Consider the following 17,876-nt stretch of genomic DNA (forward strand, 5'->3'; position numbering starts at 1 on the left):
GGCGAACACCGACAACGGCACGCTCCCCAGGAACGCCGCCGGAGCGGGCGCCTCACGCACCGCGACACCGCGAGCCCTTCCGGTCTGGGTCTCCTCAGGGGCGGGAGACGTGGTACTGCCGGATGCGCCAGCCCTCGTCGCCGCGGACGGCGACGAGGGAGAGGCGTACGGGGAAGTCTCCGTCGTGCTGGTGGAAGACGACCTGGGCGAGGCCGCCGATCCAGTCGCAGCCTCCCCGATAGCCGTGCAGGGGGCGGACGGTGGCCCGGGTGCCCGGGGGGACCTGCCGGTAGTAGTCGGCGATGCTCTCGGGCCCGATGACCGGATCGGGGAACAGCCCCTGGAAGAGCGCGTCCTCGGTGAACAGCGCGGCGGCCCGTTCGGGGTCGGGCTCGTTGAACCGGGTCTGCCACTCCTGGAGCAGGCCGGCGAGCCTCTGCGCGGCGCTGGTGGTCACCGAACGCCCCCGTCGACGTCGAGCGTGATGCCCGTGGTGAACGTGTTCTCCATGAGGAACAGGGCGGCGTGCGCGAGTTCGTCGGCCTCCCCGGGGCGGGCGACGGGCAGCCTGCGTGAGACCGATTCCCGGTACGCGGAGTGCTCGTCCGCGGGCATGCGGGCAGCGTGTGTGTCGACCGGGCCGGGGGCCAGGGCGTTGACCCGCAGTGGCGCGAGCTCCTGGGTGAGGGACTTCACCAGGCCCTCGATCGCGCCGTTGACCCCGGCGAAGGCGGAGTAGCCGAGTTCGGGCTTGCGGTAGAGGTAACCGGACATGAGGGTGACCGAACCGGTCGTACGCGGGATGCGCGGCAGGGCCGCCCGCAGGACGCGGTACTGACCCCACCACTTGATCTCGAAGAAGCGCCGGAAGTCGTCCTCGCCGAGCTCCTCGAACGGGCCGACGGTGATTCCCGCGGCGCTGGTGAACACGTGGTCCACGCGCTCCAGCGATCCCACGGCCACGTCGACGGAGGCGGGATCGGTGACGTCCAGTACGCGGTACTCGGCCCGGTCCCCGATGCTCTCGGCGGCCAGGCGTACGGCGTCCTCGTCACGGTCGGTGAGTACGACATGGGCGCCGCGTCCGGCTGCCAGTCGCGCCGTGGCGAGGCCGATGCCGGCTCCGGCCCCGGTGATGAGCACGGTGGTTCCCTTGATGGCCATGAGGAGCCCTCTCCTGTAATTCGTAGGTAAGTGCGGCTATTTGCACTGGAAGGCTATGGGGATAGCCGGACTGTTTCCTTGGATAATGGGTGCATAATCATGAAATGCTGGATTGTGAAAGGGATGGACAAAGCTCTCGGCCGCCGGTGTGCCCGTGCGGGGAGGACCCGTCGACCGTGTGCGCGCAAGGTTTGGCGAGGTACCGCTATGCGGTGATCAAGGGCTGTATGCCGTCGGCCCAGGCCCCCGGGTGCCTTCTGGCGCTCGGGCTGGTGACCCCTCCGCCGGACGATCCGAGGCTGCTGGTGCCGGTCGCACCGGATGTGGCTCTCGACGAGCTGCTGCAGCCGCTGGAAGAGGACATCCGGCGAGGCCACCAGCAGGTGCGGCGGACCCGGTCGGACTTCTCCCCGGTCCAGGCGATGTACCGGGCGGCGGTCCGCGAGGCCCGCTCCAGCGTGGCCCGGATCGACGGCGAAGGCGCGGTCATGCCGACGCTGGAGAAGGCGGTGCGCTCCTGCCGCGGCGAGCTGGCGACGATCCAGCCACTGGGCGAGCGCAACGCCTTCGACCTGGAGGACCCCTGGCTGGTTCCGCGGGGGGTGGCACACCGCACGCTGTATCCGCATGCGGCGCGGACGAACGCCCGACTGCTGCGGCATGTCGCGAGGGTGGAGGACGCGGGCGGCCATGTCCGCACCGTGGACCAGGTGATCGGGCGGCTGCTGGTGTGCGACCGCTCGGTCGCCTACCTGGTGCACGGTGGCGGCTCGCCGTACGCGGGGGCGGTGGAGATCACCCACCCGGGCATCGTGGCCTTCCTCGTCTGCGTGTTCGAGGAAGCCTGGCAGCGTGGCACTCCGGTGTCGGCGCCGGTGGTGCGCGCACGGGAGCCCGTGATCGTGGACGAGGTGGAGCGGGCGGTGACGCGGCTGCTCGTATCCGGTCACACCGACGACGCGATCGCCCGTCGGCTGGGGGTGTCGCGACGGACCGTGGCCGCCCATGTGGCCCGCATATCCCAGCAGTTGGGGTCGCGCTCGCGGGCACAGCTCGGCTACCTCATCGCCACGACGGAGGCCACGCGCGACGGTGAGGAGGATCCCGTCGCGCTGTGACGTCCCCCGGCCCGGGCGTTCGGGGCCGCGTCGCCTGCCCGGTGGAGCGCGGGCCCGTACGGCGCGGGAGACGGCGAGCGAGGGGTCGGCGGACTCGGCGGCGGCCATGGCGATGACCCGGAACCTCGGGTCGTGCCGTCCTGACGATGACCGTTTCGGCGGCCTGGAGCCGAGTCCTCGCCGGAGCTGTCGGGGCGCGGGTGTCAGGGGGTCGTCCGACGCTCCGCGTTCTCCTGCCACTCCCGGCCGATCGATCGCATCAGAGCCGGGTGGACCCCCAGGTGCCGGAAGGGTTTGATGCCGGGCATGTACAGGGAGCCGAGACGGCCGTTACTTCCTGGCGTACGAGAACTCCGCGACCTGCTCGGTGGTCGCCGACATCGAGACCGGCAAGGTGCTGCGCGTCTCCGGCTCGGTGCTGGAGACGCTGTGGGGCGGCAAGCTGTGGACCGCGGGCAGCGGCATGCCGTCGGTCTCGGCGCTGGACCTGGCCACGGGCAAGACGTCGAACCCCGTCCTCCTCGACGGCGAGTGCGTCGCTGCCGGCCGCTTCCTGGCGGTTCACCGTCAAGGACAAGGCCACCGGCCGTCAGGTCCACAGCGCGAGCGGCAAGGCCGCCCGCGGCGTGGTCAGGACGCAGTGGGCCGGCAAGGACGCCCAGGCGCCCCGCGGCACGTACACCTGGACGCTGACCGCGACCCCGGCGGACGGTGTGGGCGCGACGCTCACCCGGAGCGGCGACCTGAAGGTGATCGGCACGTCGACGGCGTGGCACGACTTCGACGGCGCCGACGGCATCGGTGACATCCTCGACGTGGCCTCCGACGGCACGGCGTACATCTTCCCCGGCAAGGGCGACGGCGGGCTCGGCGCGAAGCGCCTCGTCGGCACCGACTGGCCGAGGGCGTCGACCCTCGTCCCGTTCGGTGACATGACCGGCGACGGCGACGGCGACGGCGACAACGACGTCGTCGGCCTCGATCCCGAAGGCCGTCTCCTCCGTTACGACGGCACCGGCGAGGGAACTCTCACCGGCCGCACCCAGATCGGCGCGGGCTGGTCCGGCCACACGGTCTCCTGACACCTCGGTCCACAGGACTACCGGACGGGCCCGTACCGCAGCCTCCGCGGTACGGGCCCGCACCGGGCGACCTGTGGACGAAGACGCAGGACAACGAGGGCTGAGCCAACGTCGAAGGCCCCCGCAGCAAGCTGCGGGGGCCTTCGAGGTATTGCCCGGTGAGAGCAATGGCGGAGGATACGAGATGCGAACTCGTGAGGGGTGCCCCCAAACACGCTTTCGAAGTTCGCTTGGCGGTTCGGCGAGAACCGTACTCGCCCTGACCTGTGGTGGAGTATGGGGATGGCCTCGTCCGGACAGCTTCGGACAGGGCTGAACGAGACCAGGGCCGAGACCAGGACCGAGACCGGAGAGCCGTGCGGGCGGCCGTGAAGGGGAGCGGAAGCCGGTCAGCCGGCGAAGCGCGGGACCACCAGGCCGGACTCGTAGGCGATCACCACCGCGTGGGTCCGGTTCTGCGCGCCGAGCTTGGTCAGCACGTTTCCGACGTGGGTCTTGATCGTCTCCAGGCTCACCGTGAGGGACTCCGCGATCTCCGGATTGGAGAGCCCGGTGGCCATCAGGCGCAGTACCTCCTCCTCCCGGCCGGTCAGGGCAGCTTGCGGCAGGGCCTCCGCGGAGCCCAGCGGGCGGGCGGCGACCATGCGGCTCAGTGCGGCCGGGAAGAGGACCGCTTCGCCCGCCGCCACCACCCGTACCGCCTCGGCGATCCGGCGGACCGGGAATCGTTTGAGGAGGAAGCCGCTGGCGCCCGCGCTGAGGGCGGCGGTGACGTAGCCGTCGTTCTCGAAGGTGGTGATCACCACGATCCTCGGCGGCTCGGCCGCTTCGGCCAGCAGTTGGCGGGTGGCGTCGATCCCGTTGAGACGCGGCATCCGGACGTCCATCAGGACCACGTCCGGCCGCAGGCTCCGGGCCCGGTCGACCGCCTCGACGCCGTCGGCGGCCTCGCCGACCACCGTGATCCCCGGCTGTGCGGCGAGCAGCATGCCCAGGCCGCTGCGGGTCACCTCGTCGTCGTCCGCGATCAGGAGGGTGACGGCGGGGCCGGCCTCTGCGGGGAGGGCCATACCTCCGTCCGCGTCGGATCCACTCACGCCGACGCCCGTACCGGCAGCCGGACGGCCAGCCGCCAGTGCCCCGCCCCGTCCGGGCCGGACCGGAACTCACCGTGCAGCAGTCGGACGCGCTCGGCCAGTCCGGGCAGACCGTGGCCGGAGGTCGAGAAGGCTCCCGAGCCCGGGCCCGTCCGTGCCCCGGTCCGGTTGACCACCGTGAGGTCCAGCCCGTCCGGTCCGGCCGCCACCCGGACCTCGATCGGGCCACCCGCCCCGTGGCGCAACGCGTTCGTCAGCCCCTCCTGGAGGATCCGGTACGCCGCTCGGGAGAGCGTCCCCTGCACCCGCGCCAGTTCACCCGACAGCTCCGGTTCCACCACCGCACCCGCGTGCCGCAGGCGTTCCAGCAGTTCGGGGAGGTCGGCCAGGGTCCGGGTCGGCGCCGTCCCCGGCTCTTCCTCGCGCAGCACTCCGAGCGCGTAGTCCAGGTCCTCCAGCGCGGCCCGCGTCGATTCCTCGATGCTGCGCATGGCGGCCCGCGCCGCGGCCGGGTCGGCGGAGAGCACCTCTCCGGCCACCGCGGCCTGGATGGTGGCCGCCGTCAGCGTGTGCCCGATCGAGTCGTGCAACTCGTGGGCGATCCGGTTGCGTTCGGCCAGCAGCAGTTCCCGCTCCGCGGCCAGCGCGAGCCGCTCGGCCGCCGACGGCCCCAGCAGCCGGGGCGCCGACCACCGCAGGGCCTTCGTCACCAGTACGCAGACGGCGACCGCCAGCAGGACGCACACCGCGGCCACCACCCAGCTCCACCCGCCCGACACCCGGACCGACGTGCCGAACAGGCTCGCCCGCACCTCGCCGCCGAGCCAGTTCGCCGGCAGGGAGAGGCCCATGATGAACAGCACCCCGCTCGCCAGCGCCCCCGTCCACCCGACGGCCACGTGCAGGACCAGCCAGAGCGGGGTCCGCCAGCGGTCGAGGCCGAGCGAACCGGAGGCGCGGCGGCCGGCCACCGGATTCGGCAGCGGCACCCGCAGCAGCCGGCGTGCGGACACGACCAGCGCTCGCCGTACAGGGCGCGCCAGTCCGACCACGCCGACCAGCGCCGCCCAGACCAGCAGGACCACGACGACCTGCACGCTCTCGGGGGCGGAACGCCACGACAGCGCCGGCAGCAGGGCGAAAGGCAGCAGCGGAAGGCTCGCCAACGCGCCGCAGTAGGCGAACAGCACACCTGAGTACGTGGAGCCGCGCAGCAACAGCCGAATTCCCCTGATCATGGTCGCCAGTATCGTCGGGCAGCCCGCCGGCGGCCTCCCCCGATCGGGGGAGCGATTTCTCCTGCCTTCCCGCGATGTGGCCGAAGGGCCCCACGAGCCAGGATTCGAGCCCCGACCAGACGACTCTCCGGGAGTTCACTTATGCGTACTCAGACACGGCAGGGCCTTCGCTTCTCGATCCGGCACCAGGGCGGCCGACGGCGACGGGCCGTGTCGGCCGCGGCCGCGGTGGCCGTCGGCGTCATGACCCTGGGCGTCCTCGCCCCGCCCGCCGCCTTCGGTTCCGCCGATTCCACCGACTCCGCCGTCGCCGCCTCCGCTGCTGCCGCCAGGCCGAACGCCGTCCAGCAGGCCCTGAACACGCTGGTGCGCGATGTCGGGATGCCCGCCGCGCTGGCGAGCGTCAAGGGCCGTGACGGCCGCAACCGGACCTACACCGCAGGGGTCGGCGACCTGGCCACCGGCTCGAAAGTGCCCAGGGACGGTCAGGTGAGGATCGGCAGCAACACCAAGTCGTTCACGGCGGTCGTGGTGCTCCAGCTCGTCGCGGAGCGGAGGATAAGCCTTGACGCCGATGTCGACACCTACCTGCCCGGCCTCGTACGCGGGGAGGGGATCGACGGGAACGGCATCACCGTCCGCCACCTCCTCCAGCACACCAGCGGACTCCCGGAGTACGGCATCCACCTCGACGACGCCAAGATCAGGAACTGGTACTTCGAGCCCCGCGAGCTGCTCGACCTCGCCCTCGAACACAAGGCCGACGCGGAACCGGGGAAGACCTGGGGGTACAGCAACACCAACTACGTCCTGGCCGGCCTGATCGTCCAGAGGGTCACCGGCCGCCCCCTCGCCGAGGAGATCGACCGGCGCATCATCAAGCGCGTCGGGCTGCGCCACACGTACTTCCCCACTCCCGGCGACATGACCATCCGAGAGCGGCACCCGCGTGGCTACCACCGCAGCCCGGTGGACGGACCGCTGCGCGACTTCACGGAGATGGACCCCTCCGCAGGCTGGGCCGCAGGCCAGTTGATCTCCACCAACTCCGATCTCAACCGCTTCTTCACCGCGCTCCTGGCCGGCCGCCTCCTCCCGGCGGCCCAGCTCGCCGAGATGCGCGAGACCGTCCCCGCCGGGACCTCCGGCATGCGCTACGGGCTGGGACTCACCAGCAGGCCGCTGTCGTGCGGCGGCGTCTACTGGGGCCACGGCGGTGACATCGCGGGGTACGAGACGCGTGGCGGGGTCACCGACGACGGCCGCGCCGCCAACGTCGCGGTCACCAGCATCCCGACGGACGAGGCGGCCGCGCGGCACGTGACCGACGCCGTGGACAAGGCCCTGTGCGGCTGAACACGCAACCGGCAATCCGAACGACGAACCAACGATTCCTCAGGAGTTGACCCATGCGTGGACAGAAGCGGCGAGTATTCCGCCCGACGAGCCGCCGGTACGGCATGCGGCGACAGGGCCTGCCCGCCGCGGTCGCGGCGACGATCGGCATCATGACGCTGGGCGCCCTGGTCCCGCCCGCCGCCTCGGCTGCCGCCGCCAGGCCGGACGCCGTCCAGCAGAGCCTGAACGCGCTGGTGCGCGACAGCGGGACGCCCGCCGCACTGGCGAGCGTCAAGGGCCGTGACGGCCGCAACCGGACCTACACCGCAGGGGTCGGCGACCTGGCCACCGGCTCGAAAGTGCCCAGGGACGGTCAGGTGAGGATCGGCAGCAACACCAAGTCGTTCACGGCGGTCGTGGTGCTCCAGCTCGTCGCGGAGCGGAGGATAAGCCTTGACGCCGATGTCGACACCTACCTGCCCGGCCTCGTACGCGGGGAGGGGATCGACGGGAACGGCATCACCGTCCGCCACCTCCTCCAGCACACCAGCGGACTCCCCGAGTACAGCAAACACCTCGGGGACGACGTCCGGTACTACGCCCCCCGTGAACTGCTCGCCACAGCCCTCCGCCACCCGGCCGAGTTCGACCCCGGGAAGAGCTGGAAGTACAGCAACACCAACTACGTGCTCGCCGGCCTGATCGTCCAGAAGGTCACCGGCCGCCCCCTCGCCGAGGAGATCGACCGGCGCATCATCAAGCGCGTCGGGCTGCGCCACACCTACTTTCCCGCTCCCGGCGACGCGAGCATCCGAGAGCCTCACCCCCACGGCTACTACCAGGAATCGGCGGAGACGCCGCTGCGCGACATCACGGAGATCGACCCTTCCTGGGGTTGGGCGGCAGGACAGATGATCTCCACCAACTCCGACCTCGACCGCTTCTTCACCGCGCTCCTGACCGGCCGCCTCCTCCCGCCGGCCCAGCTCGCCCAGATGCGCTCCACCGTCCCGGCCGAAGCGACCTTCGGCCCGGGCGCCCGCTACGGACTGGGACTCGTCAGCAGGCCGCTGCCGTGCGGCGGCCTGGCCTGGGGCCACGGCGGCAGCTTTCCGGGGTACGAGACCCGTGGCGGCGCCACCGACGACGGCCGCGCCACCAATGTCGCGGTCACCACTCAGCTCACCGGCGAGGCGGCGCGGAGAACTCTCGAACGCGCCGTGGACACCGCCTTGTGCCGCTGAACCCGCCGGGGCGTTTCGTGTCCGCGGGTCCGAAATGACGTCGGGCCCACGGACACGTCCGTTCACAGCCGCCGCCACCCCACCCGGTGCCAGTACCGCGAGCAGTGCGTCCGCCGCGGTACCCATGGCGCCGCCCGGTGGGTTCGGCGTGCGCCGCGCCGCTTCGGATGCGGCCGCGCGGTTGTGGCTCGGCGCTCAGCCGGCGCCGTGATGCGTGGGCGCCGCTCGGGCACTCCCCGGTTACCGCTGCCCGTATGGCCATGAGCATGCCCACGGGATACGGGCGATCGCGGGAGCGACGCGGGCGCCGGAGGCAATGACCGAGGCTCGGCAGAGGCCTGGCTGATGGTCGTGGGGTCGGCCGGTCCGGGTTCACCCACTCCAGGCCCGGTCGCCGGCACCGCTGGGGTTCCTCGCTGGACCGGGAAGCCGGTGCGGCGAGGTCAGGGTGCGCTGTAGAGGACTGTCCTGCCGGTGACCGCGATCCCGGTCTTCTCGCCGGGGCGCACCCCTACCGGCCCGGAGACCCGGACCGACACCGGGGTGTCGAGCCCGGGAACCGCGACGACGACCATCGCGTCGTGGCCGTAGAAGTGCACGTCCACCACCGTGCCCGGGGGGCGGTCCACGCCCGCCTCGGTCAGCGTGAGCTGTTCCGGGCGCAGGACGACCGTCCCGGTGCCGCCGCTGACGGTGGAGTCCGTGGAGTCCTTCCCGGTGCCGACCGCGCCGCTGTGCGCCGCCAGCGGGACCGGGCCCAGCGCGGTGAGGGCCGTGGCGCCCTCGACGGTACCGGGCAGGAGGACGGCGTCGCCGACGAAGCCGGCCACCCAGGGGTCCGCCGGGCTCCGGTAGACCTCCTCGGGGGCCGCGCACTGGGCGACCCGGCCCGCCCGCACCACCGCGACCAGGTCGGCGGTGGAGAGCGCCTCCTGCTGGTCGTGGGTGACCAGCACGCCCGTGGCGCCCGTGGCCCGCAGTGCGGCGCGCACATCGGCGCGCACGCCCGCGCGCAGGGCGCTGTCGAGGGCGTTGAAGGGCTCGTCGAGCAGGACGAGCCCGGGTTCGGGGGCCAGTGCGCGGGCCAGGGCGATGCGTTGCTGCTGGCCGCCGGACAGCTCGTGCGGCATCCGGTTCCCGTACCCGGGCAGGCCCACCAGCTCGAGCATCTCCTCGGTGCGCCTGCGGCGCTCGGCCACGGGGACACCCGGCAGACCGAAGGCCACGTTGCGGGCCACGTTCAAGTGCGGGAACAGGGCGCCTTCCTGGGGCACGATCCCGATCCGGCGGCGCTCGGGCGGCAGGTGGACGCCGGGGCCCGCGACGACCTGGCCGCCCAACTCGACCGTGCCGCCGTCGGCGCGCAGGAAGCCGGCGAGGATCCGCAGCATGGTGGTCTTGCCGCAGCCGGAGGGGCCCAGGACAGCGGCCAGCCGGCCGTCCGGCACGGTGAGGTCCAGACCGTCGAGCACCCGCGTCGCGTCGTCGTAGGACTTGATGAGCCCGGTGATCCGCAGGTCGGTCATGTGCGGTGCCTTCCGAGGAGGTACGAGGGGACGGCGGCGATCAGGATCAGGACGGCGGCGTACGGTGCGGCGGCCGCGAAGGAACCGGTGCCGGTCTCCGTCCACAGCCGGGTGGCGAGGGTTTCCATGCCGGTGGGCCGCAGCAGCAGGGTGGCGGGCAGCTCTTTCATGCAGACGACGAAGGTGAGTGCGGCACCGGCCGCGACTCCGGGGGCGGCGAGCGGCACGGTGACCTCGCGCAGGACGCTCAGCGGGCCACGTCCGAGCGAGCGGGCCACGTCCTCGAGGACGGGGGGCGACTGGAGGACGGCGGCCCGGGTGGCGGCCACGGCGACGGGCAGGAACAGCACCGCGTAGGCGGCGACGAGCAGCGGTAGCTGCTGGTAGAGCGGGTACGCGTAGCGGACGGCGAGGAAGACCATCGCGAGTGCGACGGTGATGCCGGGCACGGCGTGTCCGGCGTATGTGGCCTGCTCCAGAAGGTGCGCGGCACGCCCCCGGTGGCGGGCGGCGAGGATGCCGACGGGCAGGGCGAGGAGGGTGGTGACCGCGGCGCCCAGCGCGGCGACGCCCAGGGTGGTCCCGGCCGTTTCGAGGAGCATGCCGGGTTCCCAGGTGCCGGAATTGCCGACGGCCAGCCAGTAGACGAGGGTGCCGACGGGGAAGGCCACTCCGGCAGCCGCGACGAGAGAGCACCAGCCGAGGGCGGGCCAGGTGAATCCGCCCAGTTGGGCCGGGAGGGCGGGCCTGGGTGCGCCCCCGCCGGTGCGGGCGTGTCCGGCGCGGCCCCGGGTGCGGGCCTCGGCGGACACGAGCAGCACGGTCATCACGACGAGTACCACGCTGAGCGCGGCGGCGGGCGTGCGGTCGAAGCTGGCCTTGTACGAGGTGTGGATGGCCCTGGTGAACGTCTCGTACCGCATGATCGAGACCGCGCCGAAGTCGGAGAGCACGTACAGGGCGACGAGCAGTCCGCCACCGGCCGCGGCGGGGCGCAGCTGCGGCAGCGTGACGCGGAGGAAGGTACGCGTCGGGCCGTGCCCGAGGGATCGGGCGGCCTCTTCCTGGGCGGGATCGATACCGCGCAGGGCGGCGGCCACGGGCAGGTACACGTACGGGTAGCTGACCAGAGTGAGGGCGAACGCGGCACCCGTGAAACCGGCGAGGTCGGGATCGGCGGAGATCCAGGCGAAGGCCGCGACGTAGCTGGGCACGGCGAGCGGCAGGGTGGCCAGCACGGACCACGCGCGGGCGCCGGGCAGCGCGGTGCGGACCGTCAGCCAGGCCAGCGAGATGCCCAGGACCAGACAGGCGGTGACGACGACGACGGTCAGCCCCAGGCTGCGGGCGAGCAGTTCGACGGTCCGCTCGTGGGCGACAACGTTCCAGGCGTATCCGGGGCCGCGCTCCAGCGCCCGTACACCCAGGTAGATCAGCGGCAGCAGGGCCACGACCGCGGCCAACGACGCCGAGCCGATGAGGAGAAGAGGAGGCCGCTGCCGGGCACGCCCGCGCCCTGACGACGCGTCGGCGTCGTCAGGGCGCGGGGTGGTACCGGCGGGCGCCGACCGGTTCGGGTGGACCGGCGTCCCCGATGTGCTCATGCTTCTCAGACCATTCCGGCTTCCTGGATCATCTCCAGTGTCACCTTGAGCGATTCCAGCTTGCTCAGGTCGATGGCGGGGGCGTCGATGGAGCTCAGGGGCGGAAGGTTCTCGACCTTGCTGGTGACGCCCGCGGCCAGCGGGTACTCCTTGGTCTCGTCGGCGAAGTAGGTCTGCGCCTCCGCGGAGAGCAGGAACCCGACGGCCTTCTGGGCGGCTGTGCTCTGGTCGCTGCCCTTGAGGACGCCGACGCCGGCGACGTTGACGAGCGCGCCCGGGTCGCCCTTGGTCGGGAAGTGCAGCTTGGCCTTGACCTTGGCCACGCCTTCCTCGGCGACCTTCTCGTACCAGTAGTAGTGGTTGATCAGGCCGAGCTCGGCCTTGCCGTCGTTGACGGCGTTGAGGACGGCGCCGTTCTTCTCGTACACCTGGGGGTCGTTGGCCTTGAAGTCCTTGAGCCAGGTGCGGGTGGCGTCGTCGCCCTCAAGGACGCGCATGCCGGTGACGAACGCCTGGAAGGAGGCATTGGTCGGTGCGTAGGCGACCTTGCCCTTCCACTCGGGGCCGGTCAGCTCGTGCACGCTGTCCGGGGCCTTGGCGACCTTGTCCGGGGCGTACGCGATGACGCGGGCGCGGCCGGAGACGCCGACCCAGGTGCCGTCCTCGGCGCGGAACGCCTTGTCGACCTTGTCCAGGGACTCCCTCGGCAGGGCCGCCAGGCGGCCCTCCTTGGTGAGCGCGCCGAGAGCACCGGCGTCCTGGGAGAGGAACAGGCCGGCCTTGCTCCTGTCGCCCTCCTCCAACAACTGCGCGGCGAGTTCGGCGCTGTCGCCGTAGCGAACCTCGACCTTGGTGCCGGTGGCGGCTTCCAGCTTCCTGAGCAGTGGGTCGATCAGCTCCTCGTTGCGGCCGGAGTAGATGACGAGGGTTCCGTTCTTCTCCTCGGCATTCGTGCCCGCAGCAGCGCCCTTCTCCTCGCCACTGCCGCAGGCGGCGACGAGCGGCGCGAGCAGGGCGCCTACGGCGAGGGTGGTGAAGCGACGAGGGGCGGGGCTTCGCATGGCATGCCTTCCTGGTTCCTGTGAGCCCCCTATGAATAAGGTGTGCCTAACCTAAGCGTCAAGGGCTATGTCCCCTCCGGGGCTACTTGACACCGGGTTGTGATGCGGGAGCCGGGCCGGAAACGCGAGTGCCCCAAGAGTTCGCCGCGGCAGCGTCGAGGCCCCTGGCCTGACGAGCCCGGATCCCAGCCTCCGGCCACAATGAGGCCGCCCGCTGCCTTCGCGTTTGCCGGTGACCAGGAGGTCATGGTGGGCGCGCACCGTCTCACAAGCAGGAACATCCTCAAGTCCGCCGGCGGCCTCTCGGCTGTGATGGTCCTGGGCCGGCGGTGTCTCCACCAGGCCCGGGTCAGCGCGGACAACCCGATCGAGCGGCTCAGGAACTACCGGGGCAAGCGGATCCTCATGGCCGCCGGCACCAGCCCCGAGCTGACCTTCTGGGACACGTTCAACGAGGTCGGCGTGCTCGAAACCCAGCGGGAGTTCCGCGGCCTCCTCGACGGGGCGGGCGTCCAGCACGACTCGCACAAGAGGGCCGGAGGCCACACGGTCGACCCCCGGTTCTGCGACCAGGACCTCAAGGACATCATCGGCCGCCTCCACAAGGCGCGGCCAGGCGGCGGCATGATGCCCGGCACACCGCTGCCACAGTTCTGCTCGTCCTCGGCGTACCCGAGCGGGTCGTGATGCAGATCATGGGCTGGCCGTCCACGGCGATGGCGGCCCGGTACCAGCACGTGACGGGTGGCATCCTCGCCGACGTCGCGCAGCGGCTCGGAGGGCTCATCCGGGAAGTGGCCAACGACGCTGACGACAGCAGCACGGAGGGCTCCGACGAGTCTCGTTGAGACTGCAGATGAGACTACGAACGCCGAAGGGCCCCACCGCGAACGGTGGGGCCCTTCAACGTATCGCCCGGTGAGAGCAATGGCGGAGGATACGAGATTCGAACTCGTGAGGGGTTGCCCCCAACGCGCTTTCCACATGTACGCCTGGGGGGCCGGGGGCGTACGGGAGCGTCCTGACCTGCGGTGTAGCTGGTCCGGGCGGGGGTTCTGAACGGTGCTGTACTCCGGTGAACGCAACCAGAACTGCAACCACGGAAGTGGAGCAACGTGAGTGTGTCCCGCTTCTGCTCGTGGTTCCTGGTCAGCGGGGAACCGCCTCCTCACTCCCCGTTCTGGGACCAGGCCGCGGTGAGCGCGGTGACCGGGTCACTGTCGGCCGGTGCCGCGGGCCACCATTCGCCGTCGTCGTCCTGGAGGTAGGGGTACCAGCGGGCGTCGGGGCCCAGACGCAGTTGGATGCCGTGGTGGGTGAGGGTGAGGCGGTTGCGCCAGGCTCTGAGGTGTACGGGGGAGTCGGTCATCTCGGCGAGGGCCGCGTCCAGGGCGGTACGGGCGGTCTTCATCACCGTCGGGTCGGGGGCGTAGGGCTGTTCGGCGACGGCGATGCCCGTGGGGCCGCCGTGGCGCCAGGCGCGGGTGAGGCGTGCGAAGGCAGTGGGTTTGGCGTGGGTGTTCTGGATCAGGTGGTGGAACCACTCGGGTCCGGGGTTGCTTGCGGCGATGCGGACGGCGTCCTGGTGCTGGGTCAGGTGCAGGTCGGCGGTGTCGCCCGCGAGTAGCCGGGCGGCGCGCGCGGTGACGTCGGCCATGAGGCGTTCCAGGTCCGCGGCGGCCAGGCCGGTGCCGGACGGCGGGGCGACGGGCAGTGCTGTGGTGTGGGCGGCGGGTTCCGGGAGTTCGGGCAGTTCGGGGGGCTCTTCGGCCCAGTGGGCGTACGCGGCAGCGGCCGGGACACCGGCCGGTGCCGGTGGGGCGGCGGTCTCCTGCGCTGCCGTACGGCGTGCGCGCAGCTGGGCGAAGACCTCCTCGCGACCGCGGCCGCGCAGCGCGAAGAGCACGAACGGGTCGGTGTCGATGGTGGCGGCGATGGCGTAGCAGAGCGCGGCGGCGTGCTTGCAGGGGTATCCCCAGTCGGGGCAGGAGCACTCCGGATCGAGCTCGGTGGGCAGTGGGAGCAGAGGGACGCCTGCGTGCCGGGCGTCGTCCACGAGTTCGGCGGGCATCTCGTCGTCGAGAAGTGCTGCGAGATGTCCGGCGCGGGCCGCGATCGTGTCGAGCAGGGTGTCCCACTGGGGGTCGGTGAGGACGGGCAGGTGGACCGAGGAGCGGTACGGGCGCGGGCGGCTGCCCTGGACAGCGGCATCGACCTTGCCCGGAGCGACCGTGACCGGGCCGACCATGCCTTTGCGGGCGTAGGTGCGTCCGCGCGAGAGCCGTCCGGCGTCCAGGGTGGAGTCCTCCAGGGCGGCCACCCATGCCTGGCCCCACCAGGTCGCGGCGAAGGCTCTTCCCCGGGCTCTCGACTGCGCTCGACCAGGGGATACCCCATCGCCGCGGGCGGGCGCACGGCGCGGGCCGGGGACGGCGGGGCTCATGACTGCCTTCCCAGGGCGACGAGTTCGGCGAGGTCGGCGTCGGACAGTTCGGTCAGGGCTGCCTCGCCGGAGCCGACGACGGCGTCGGCGAGGGCGCGCTTGGCTTCGAGCAGCTTCGCTACCTTGTCCTCCACGGTTCCCTCCGCGAGGAGCTTGTGCACCTGGACGGGTTTGTCCTGGCCGATGCGGTAGGCGCGGTCGGTGGCCTGGTCCTCGACGGCCGGGTTCCACCAGCGGTCGTAGTGCACGACGTGAGTGGCGCGGGTGAGATTGAGTCCGGTGCCCGCCGCCTTCAACGACAGCAGGAACACCGGCACTTCACCGCGCTGGAAGCGGTCCACCATCTCCTCGCGCCGTGCGACGGGGGTGGCACCGTGCAGGAGGAGAGTGGGGACGCCGCGCTCGGCGAGATGCCTCTCCAGCAGAGCCGCCATCTGTCGGTACTGCGTGAAGACCAGCACGGATTCACCTTCGGAGGTGATGGTGTCGAGAAGTTCGTCGAGCAGGTCGAGCTTGCCGGAGCGGCCCCGCAGGGGAGTGGACCGGCGCAGGCTGTGCTCTTTCACATACTGGGCGGGGTGGTTGCAGATCTGCTTCAGCGCGGTGAGCAGCTTGAGTACCAGACCGCGTCGGGCGATGCCCTCCGACTCCGCGATCTTCGCTATGGTCTCGCGGACCTGTGCCTCGTACAGGCTGGTCTGCTCGGCCGTCAGTGGGACGACGTGGTCGGTCTCGGTCTTGGCCGGCAGTTCGGGCGCGATGCCGGGGTCGGACTTCTTGCGTCGCAACAGGAAGGGACGTACGAGACGGGTCAGGCGCTCGGCTGCCTCGGGATCCTCGCCCGCCTCGATGGCGCGGGCATGCCGGTCACGGAAGGCGGTGAGTGAGCCGAGGAGCCCGGGGGTGGTCCAGTCGAGCAGTGCCCACAGCTCGGAGAGGTTGTTCTCCACGGGGGTGCCGGTGAGAGCGACGCGGGCGCGGGCGGGCAGGGCACGCAGTTCGCGGGCGGTGACGGCGTAGGGGTTCTTGACGTGCTGGGCCTCGTCGGCGGCCACCAGCGACCAGTCTGTCTCGGCAAGCACTTCGCGGTCGCGGCGCAGCACCCCGTAGGTGACCAGGACGATCTCGTCGCCGGCCAGGTCCTTGAGGTGGCGGTCGCCGCCGTGGTAACGGCGTACGGGGGTGAGCGGTGCGAATCTGGCGGCCTCGCGCTGCCAGTTGCCGAGCAGGGAGGCCGGGCAGACGACAAGGGTGGGGCCCGTGGTGGTGGGGTCGCTCTGGCGGTGCAGGTGCAGAGCGAGCAAGGTGATGGTCTTGCCCAGGCCCATGTCGTCGGCGAGACAGCCGCCGAGGCCGAGTGCGCACATCTCGGCCAGCCAGGCCAGGCCCCGTTTCTGGTACTCGCGCAACGTGGCCTTGAGGGCGGCGGGCTGGGGCACGAGGGTGCGGGACTCGGGGTTGCGGATACGAGTGACCAAGTCGCCGAGCGCACCGACCGCCGTACAGGGGACCCGGTCACCGTCCCGCTCGGCCTCGCCGGTCAGCGCGGCGCCCAACGCCTCCATAGGCGTGAGCGGTTCCATCCGGCGGCGCTTGGCGCGGGCCACCAGCTTCGGGTCGGCGACCACCCACTGGTCGCGAAGCCGGACGAGGGGACGGCGTGACTCCGCGAGAGCATCCATCTCGGCCTCGGTGAGCGGCTCGCCGCCGAGGGAGACCTGCCAGCGGAAGTCGAGGAGGGCCTCGGTGTCCAGCAGGCCGCCCGCGGCGGAACCGGGGGCGGTGGGCTGCCCGATCTCCGCGGTCGCGGTGAGCGCCTTGACCAGGTCGCGCGGCCAGTGCACGTCGACACCGGCCGCGCGCAGCTCGTTCGTGGTGTCCCCAAGGAGATCGAAGGCTTCGTCGTCGGTCAACCGGAGCTGATCGGGAGCGGCATCGTTGAGCAGCCTCCGCAGTGGGGGCCAGGCGCGGGCGCCGCGGCGCAGGGCAAGGAGGGTCTCGGTCTCGGCGCGTGGGCCGAGCAGCCGCTCCACTTCGGTCGGCTCGCTCCAGAGTCGTGCGGCCTCGATGACGAGCGCCCGGTCCGCCTCGGTGTGCAGTTGCAGGACGGCCCGGAACTGCCGTCGGCGTCCTTCGGGTACGTCGACGCGCAGGGAGACACTGACCTCGGCGGTGAGCGCCGCCTGGGTTTCCTCGGCCCACTCACGCAAGGTGGGCACGGCGCGGGTCTCGCGCCAGGCGTACGGCACCGCTCCCATGGCGAGCGGAGCGGCCGGAGCACGGACCAGATCATCGGCGACCGCGTCGCAGAACTGGCGTACCAGCGCGGTCGGTTCGGCGATCCGCACCGGAGCAGGGCCAGGCTCGGGCAGGCAGTGGGCGTGTGGCGGGAAGGCGGCGGCCAGGGCGTCCAGCGTCTGGCGCTGGGCGGCGGTGCAAGGACCCACCCGCCAGGTGTCGTAACCGGCGGGGGTGAGGGCTGGGTGGAGGCGGCCGTCGGCAAGCAGCCGCAGCGCGAAGCGAGTGGCGGCCTGCCAGGCGGCGCCGGAGGGATGCGTCGGCTCCGCATTGGCCAGGGCGGAGACAGCGACGGCGACAGGCAGCGCGTAACCCTCGACCCTGCGTCGCCTGACCGAGCGGCCGTGCGGCAGGACCAGCTCCACCGCCTCGGTCTCAAGGCCGGTGAGCGCCATACTGTTTCCGGCTGCTGCCCCGGTCGGCTTCCACAGCAGCAGCCGCCCAAGGCGGGCGGGCTCACCGGGCAAGAACACCGCCGCCCAGCCTTCGCCGAGCAACTCCCTCACGAAGGCGGATGTTTCCTGCCGGGCCAGCGGCGGTGCGCTCCTCGCGCCCGTACTCGGCTCTCGTACGACGACTCGTGCCACTCTCTTCCGCCCTGTCGCTTGCCGGGCCCTCCCTTGGGCCGCTCACTACCGAACCCCACCAGGCAACGTCACACGC

The 17,876-nt window shown here is 71.7% G+C and carries 16 protein-coding genes; 6 read left to right on the forward strand and 10 right to left on the reverse strand.

The genetic code is table 11. The features are described 5' to 3' along the window. Nucleotides 1-94: 94 nt before the first annotated feature. Together B9S58_RS19685 and B9S58_RS19690 are read right to left on the reverse strand one after the other, a co-directional pair. Nucleotides 95-457: a nuclear transport factor 2 family protein gene (locus B9S58_RS19685; protein ID WP_103533427.1), complete on the reverse strand. Its 363-nt coding sequence runs from the start codon at nt 455-457 to the stop codon at nt 95-97. Continuing rightward, nucleotides 454-1,164 carry an SDR family NAD(P)-dependent oxidoreductase gene (locus B9S58_RS19690; protein WP_103533428.1) on the reverse strand — a complete coding sequence of 237 codons (711 nt, stop codon included), beginning with the start codon at nt 1,162-1,164 and terminating at the stop codon, nt 454-456. Before B9S58_RS19690 ends, B9S58_RS19685 begins: the two co-directional genes overlap by 4 nt. A gap of 227 nt (nt 1,165-1,391) precedes the next feature. On the opposite strand from B9S58_RS19690, the gene B9S58_RS19695 reads away from it, so the two are divergent. Next, nucleotides 1,392-2,282: a helix-turn-helix transcriptional regulator gene (locus B9S58_RS19695; RefSeq protein ID WP_181009380.1), complete on the forward strand. Its 891-nt coding sequence runs from the start codon at nt 1,392-1,394 to the stop codon at nt 2,280-2,282. A 330-nt stretch (nt 2,283-2,612) separates the two neighbouring features. Here B9S58_RS19695 and B9S58_RS38060 read toward each other — a convergent pair whose 3' ends face one another. Next, nucleotides 2,613-2,777: a hypothetical protein gene (locus B9S58_RS38060; protein WP_181009381.1), complete on the reverse strand. Its 165-nt coding sequence runs from the start codon at nt 2,775-2,777 to the stop codon at nt 2,613-2,615. A 131-nt stretch (nt 2,778-2,908) separates the two neighbouring features. On the opposite strand from B9S58_RS38060, the gene B9S58_RS19705 reads away from it, so the two are divergent. Then, complete coding sequence (locus B9S58_RS19705) at nt 2,909-3,364, forward strand: hypothetical protein (protein WP_103533430.1); 456 nt, start codon at nt 2,909-2,911, stop codon at nt 3,362-3,364. 389 nt (nt 3,365-3,753) lie between these two features. Here the strand turns inward: B9S58_RS19705 and B9S58_RS19710 are convergent, their stop codons facing one another. Together B9S58_RS19710 and B9S58_RS19715 are read right to left on the reverse strand one after the other, a co-directional pair. Next, on the reverse strand, nt 3,754-4,434 hold the full coding sequence (locus B9S58_RS19710) for a response regulator transcription factor (protein ID WP_103533431.1): 681 nt from the start codon (nt 4,432-4,434) through the stop codon (nt 3,754-3,756). Nucleotides 4,435-4,457: 23 nt separating this feature from the next. After that, nucleotides 4,458-5,699, reverse strand: coding sequence for a sensor histidine kinase (locus tag B9S58_RS19715; protein ID WP_103533432.1), 1,242 nt, complete (start codon nt 5,697-5,699; stop codon nt 4,458-4,460). A 141-nt stretch (nt 5,700-5,840) separates the two neighbouring features. Between B9S58_RS19715 and B9S58_RS19720 the strand changes: the two genes are divergently transcribed. Together B9S58_RS19720 and B9S58_RS19725 are read left to right on the forward strand one after the other, a co-directional pair. Beyond that, nucleotides 5,841-7,055 (forward strand): serine hydrolase, encoded by a 1,215-nt coding sequence (locus B9S58_RS19720; RefSeq protein WP_103533433.1) that lies wholly within the window; start codon nt 5,841-5,843, stop codon nt 7,053-7,055. A gap of 53 nt (nt 7,056-7,108) precedes the next feature. Next, entirely contained in the window at nt 7,109-8,281 is a 1,173-nt protein-coding gene (locus B9S58_RS19725) for a serine hydrolase (protein ID WP_103533434.1), read from the forward strand. Nucleotides 8,282-8,724: 443 nt separating this feature from the next. On the opposite strand, the gene B9S58_RS19730 is transcribed toward B9S58_RS19725, so the two are convergent. Genes B9S58_RS19730 through B9S58_RS19740 form a run of 3 tightly spaced genes read right to left on the reverse strand, consistent with a single transcriptional unit; the run spans nt 8,725 to nt 12,472 of the window. Beyond that, nucleotides 8,725-9,807, reverse strand: a complete 1,083-nt coding sequence (locus B9S58_RS19730) for an ABC transporter ATP-binding protein (protein WP_103533435.1) — start codon at nt 9,805-9,807, stop codon at nt 8,725-8,727. Then, entirely contained in the window at nt 9,804-11,411 is a 1,608-nt protein-coding gene (locus B9S58_RS19735) for an iron ABC transporter permease (protein WP_103533436.1), read from the reverse strand. The genes B9S58_RS19730 and B9S58_RS19735 overlap by 4 nt, the downstream gene beginning before the upstream one ends. Nucleotides 11,412-11,416: 5 nt before the next feature. Beyond that, the gene (locus B9S58_RS19740; RefSeq protein WP_103533437.1) at nt 11,417-12,472 is read right to left on the reverse strand and encodes an iron ABC transporter substrate-binding protein; all 1,056 of its coding nucleotides are present in this window, start codon (nt 12,470-12,472) and stop codon (nt 11,417-11,419) included. 246 nt (nt 12,473-12,718) lie between these two features. Between B9S58_RS19740 and B9S58_RS38065 the strand changes: the two genes are divergently transcribed. Next, complete coding sequence (locus B9S58_RS38065; protein ID WP_181009384.1) at nt 12,719-13,159, forward strand: hypothetical protein; 441 nt, start codon at nt 12,719-12,721, stop codon at nt 13,157-13,159. Next, on the forward strand, nt 13,126-13,320 hold the full coding sequence (locus B9S58_RS19745) for a hypothetical protein (RefSeq protein WP_374935693.1): 195 nt from the start codon (nt 13,126-13,128) through the stop codon (nt 13,318-13,320). The genes B9S58_RS38065 and B9S58_RS19745 overlap by 34 nt, the downstream gene beginning before the upstream one ends. Before the next feature lie 320 nt (nt 13,321-13,640). Here B9S58_RS19745 and B9S58_RS19750 read toward each other — a convergent pair whose 3' ends face one another. Together B9S58_RS19750 and B9S58_RS19755 are read right to left on the reverse strand one after the other, a co-directional pair. After that, nucleotides 13,641-14,792 carry an SWIM zinc finger family protein gene (locus B9S58_RS19750; RefSeq protein WP_103533438.1) on the reverse strand — a complete coding sequence of 384 codons (1,152 nt, stop codon included), beginning with the start codon at nt 14,790-14,792 and terminating at the stop codon, nt 13,641-13,643. A gap of 119 nt (nt 14,793-14,911) precedes the next feature. Further along, on the reverse strand, nt 14,912-17,719 hold the full coding sequence (locus B9S58_RS19755) for a DEAD/DEAH box helicase (protein WP_103533439.1): 2,808 nt from the start codon (nt 17,717-17,719) through the stop codon (nt 14,912-14,914). Nucleotides 17,720-17,876 lie beyond the last annotated feature (157 nt).

Source organism: Streptomyces sp. SM11, assembly GCF_002910905.1.
In the GTDB taxonomy this organism is placed as follows: domain Bacteria; phylum Actinomycetota; class Actinomycetes; order Streptomycetales; family Streptomycetaceae; genus Streptomyces.

Excerpts from the sequence above, each read along its gene's own strand:
- B9S58_RS19690 (WP_103533428.1), bottom strand. The coding sequence starts at position 1,164 with ATGGCCATCAAGGGAACCACCGTGCTCATCACCGGGGCCGGAGCCGGC.
- B9S58_RS19695 (WP_181009380.1), top strand. The coding sequence starts at position 1,392 with ATGCCGTCGGCCCAGGCCCCCGGGTGCCTTCTGGCGCTCGGGCTGGTG.
- B9S58_RS19710 (WP_103533431.1), bottom strand. The coding sequence starts at position 4,434 with ATGGCCCTCCCCGCAGAGGCCGGCCCCGCCGTCACCCTCCTGATCGCG.
- B9S58_RS19715 (WP_103533432.1), bottom strand. The coding sequence starts at position 5,699 with ATGATCAGGGGAATTCGGCTGTTGCTGCGCGGCTCCACGTACTCAGGT.
- B9S58_RS19720 (WP_103533433.1), top strand. The coding sequence starts at position 5,841 with ATGCGTACTCAGACACGGCAGGGCCTTCGCTTCTCGATCCGGCACCAG.
- B9S58_RS19725 (WP_103533434.1), top strand. The coding sequence starts at position 7,109 with ATGCGTGGACAGAAGCGGCGAGTATTCCGCCCGACGAGCCGCCGGTAC.
- B9S58_RS19730 (WP_103533435.1), bottom strand. The coding sequence starts at position 9,807 with ATGACCGACCTGCGGATCACCGGGCTCATCAAGTCCTACGACGACGCG.
- B9S58_RS19735 (WP_103533436.1), bottom strand. The coding sequence starts at position 11,411 with ATGAGCACATCGGGGACGCCGGTCCACCCGAACCGGTCGGCGCCCGCC.
- B9S58_RS19740 (WP_103533437.1), bottom strand. The coding sequence starts at position 12,472 with ATGCGAAGCCCCGCCCCTCGTCGCTTCACCACCCTCGCCGTAGGCGCC.
- B9S58_RS38065 (WP_181009384.1), top strand. The coding sequence starts at position 12,719 with ATGGTGGGCGCGCACCGTCTCACAAGCAGGAACATCCTCAAGTCCGCC.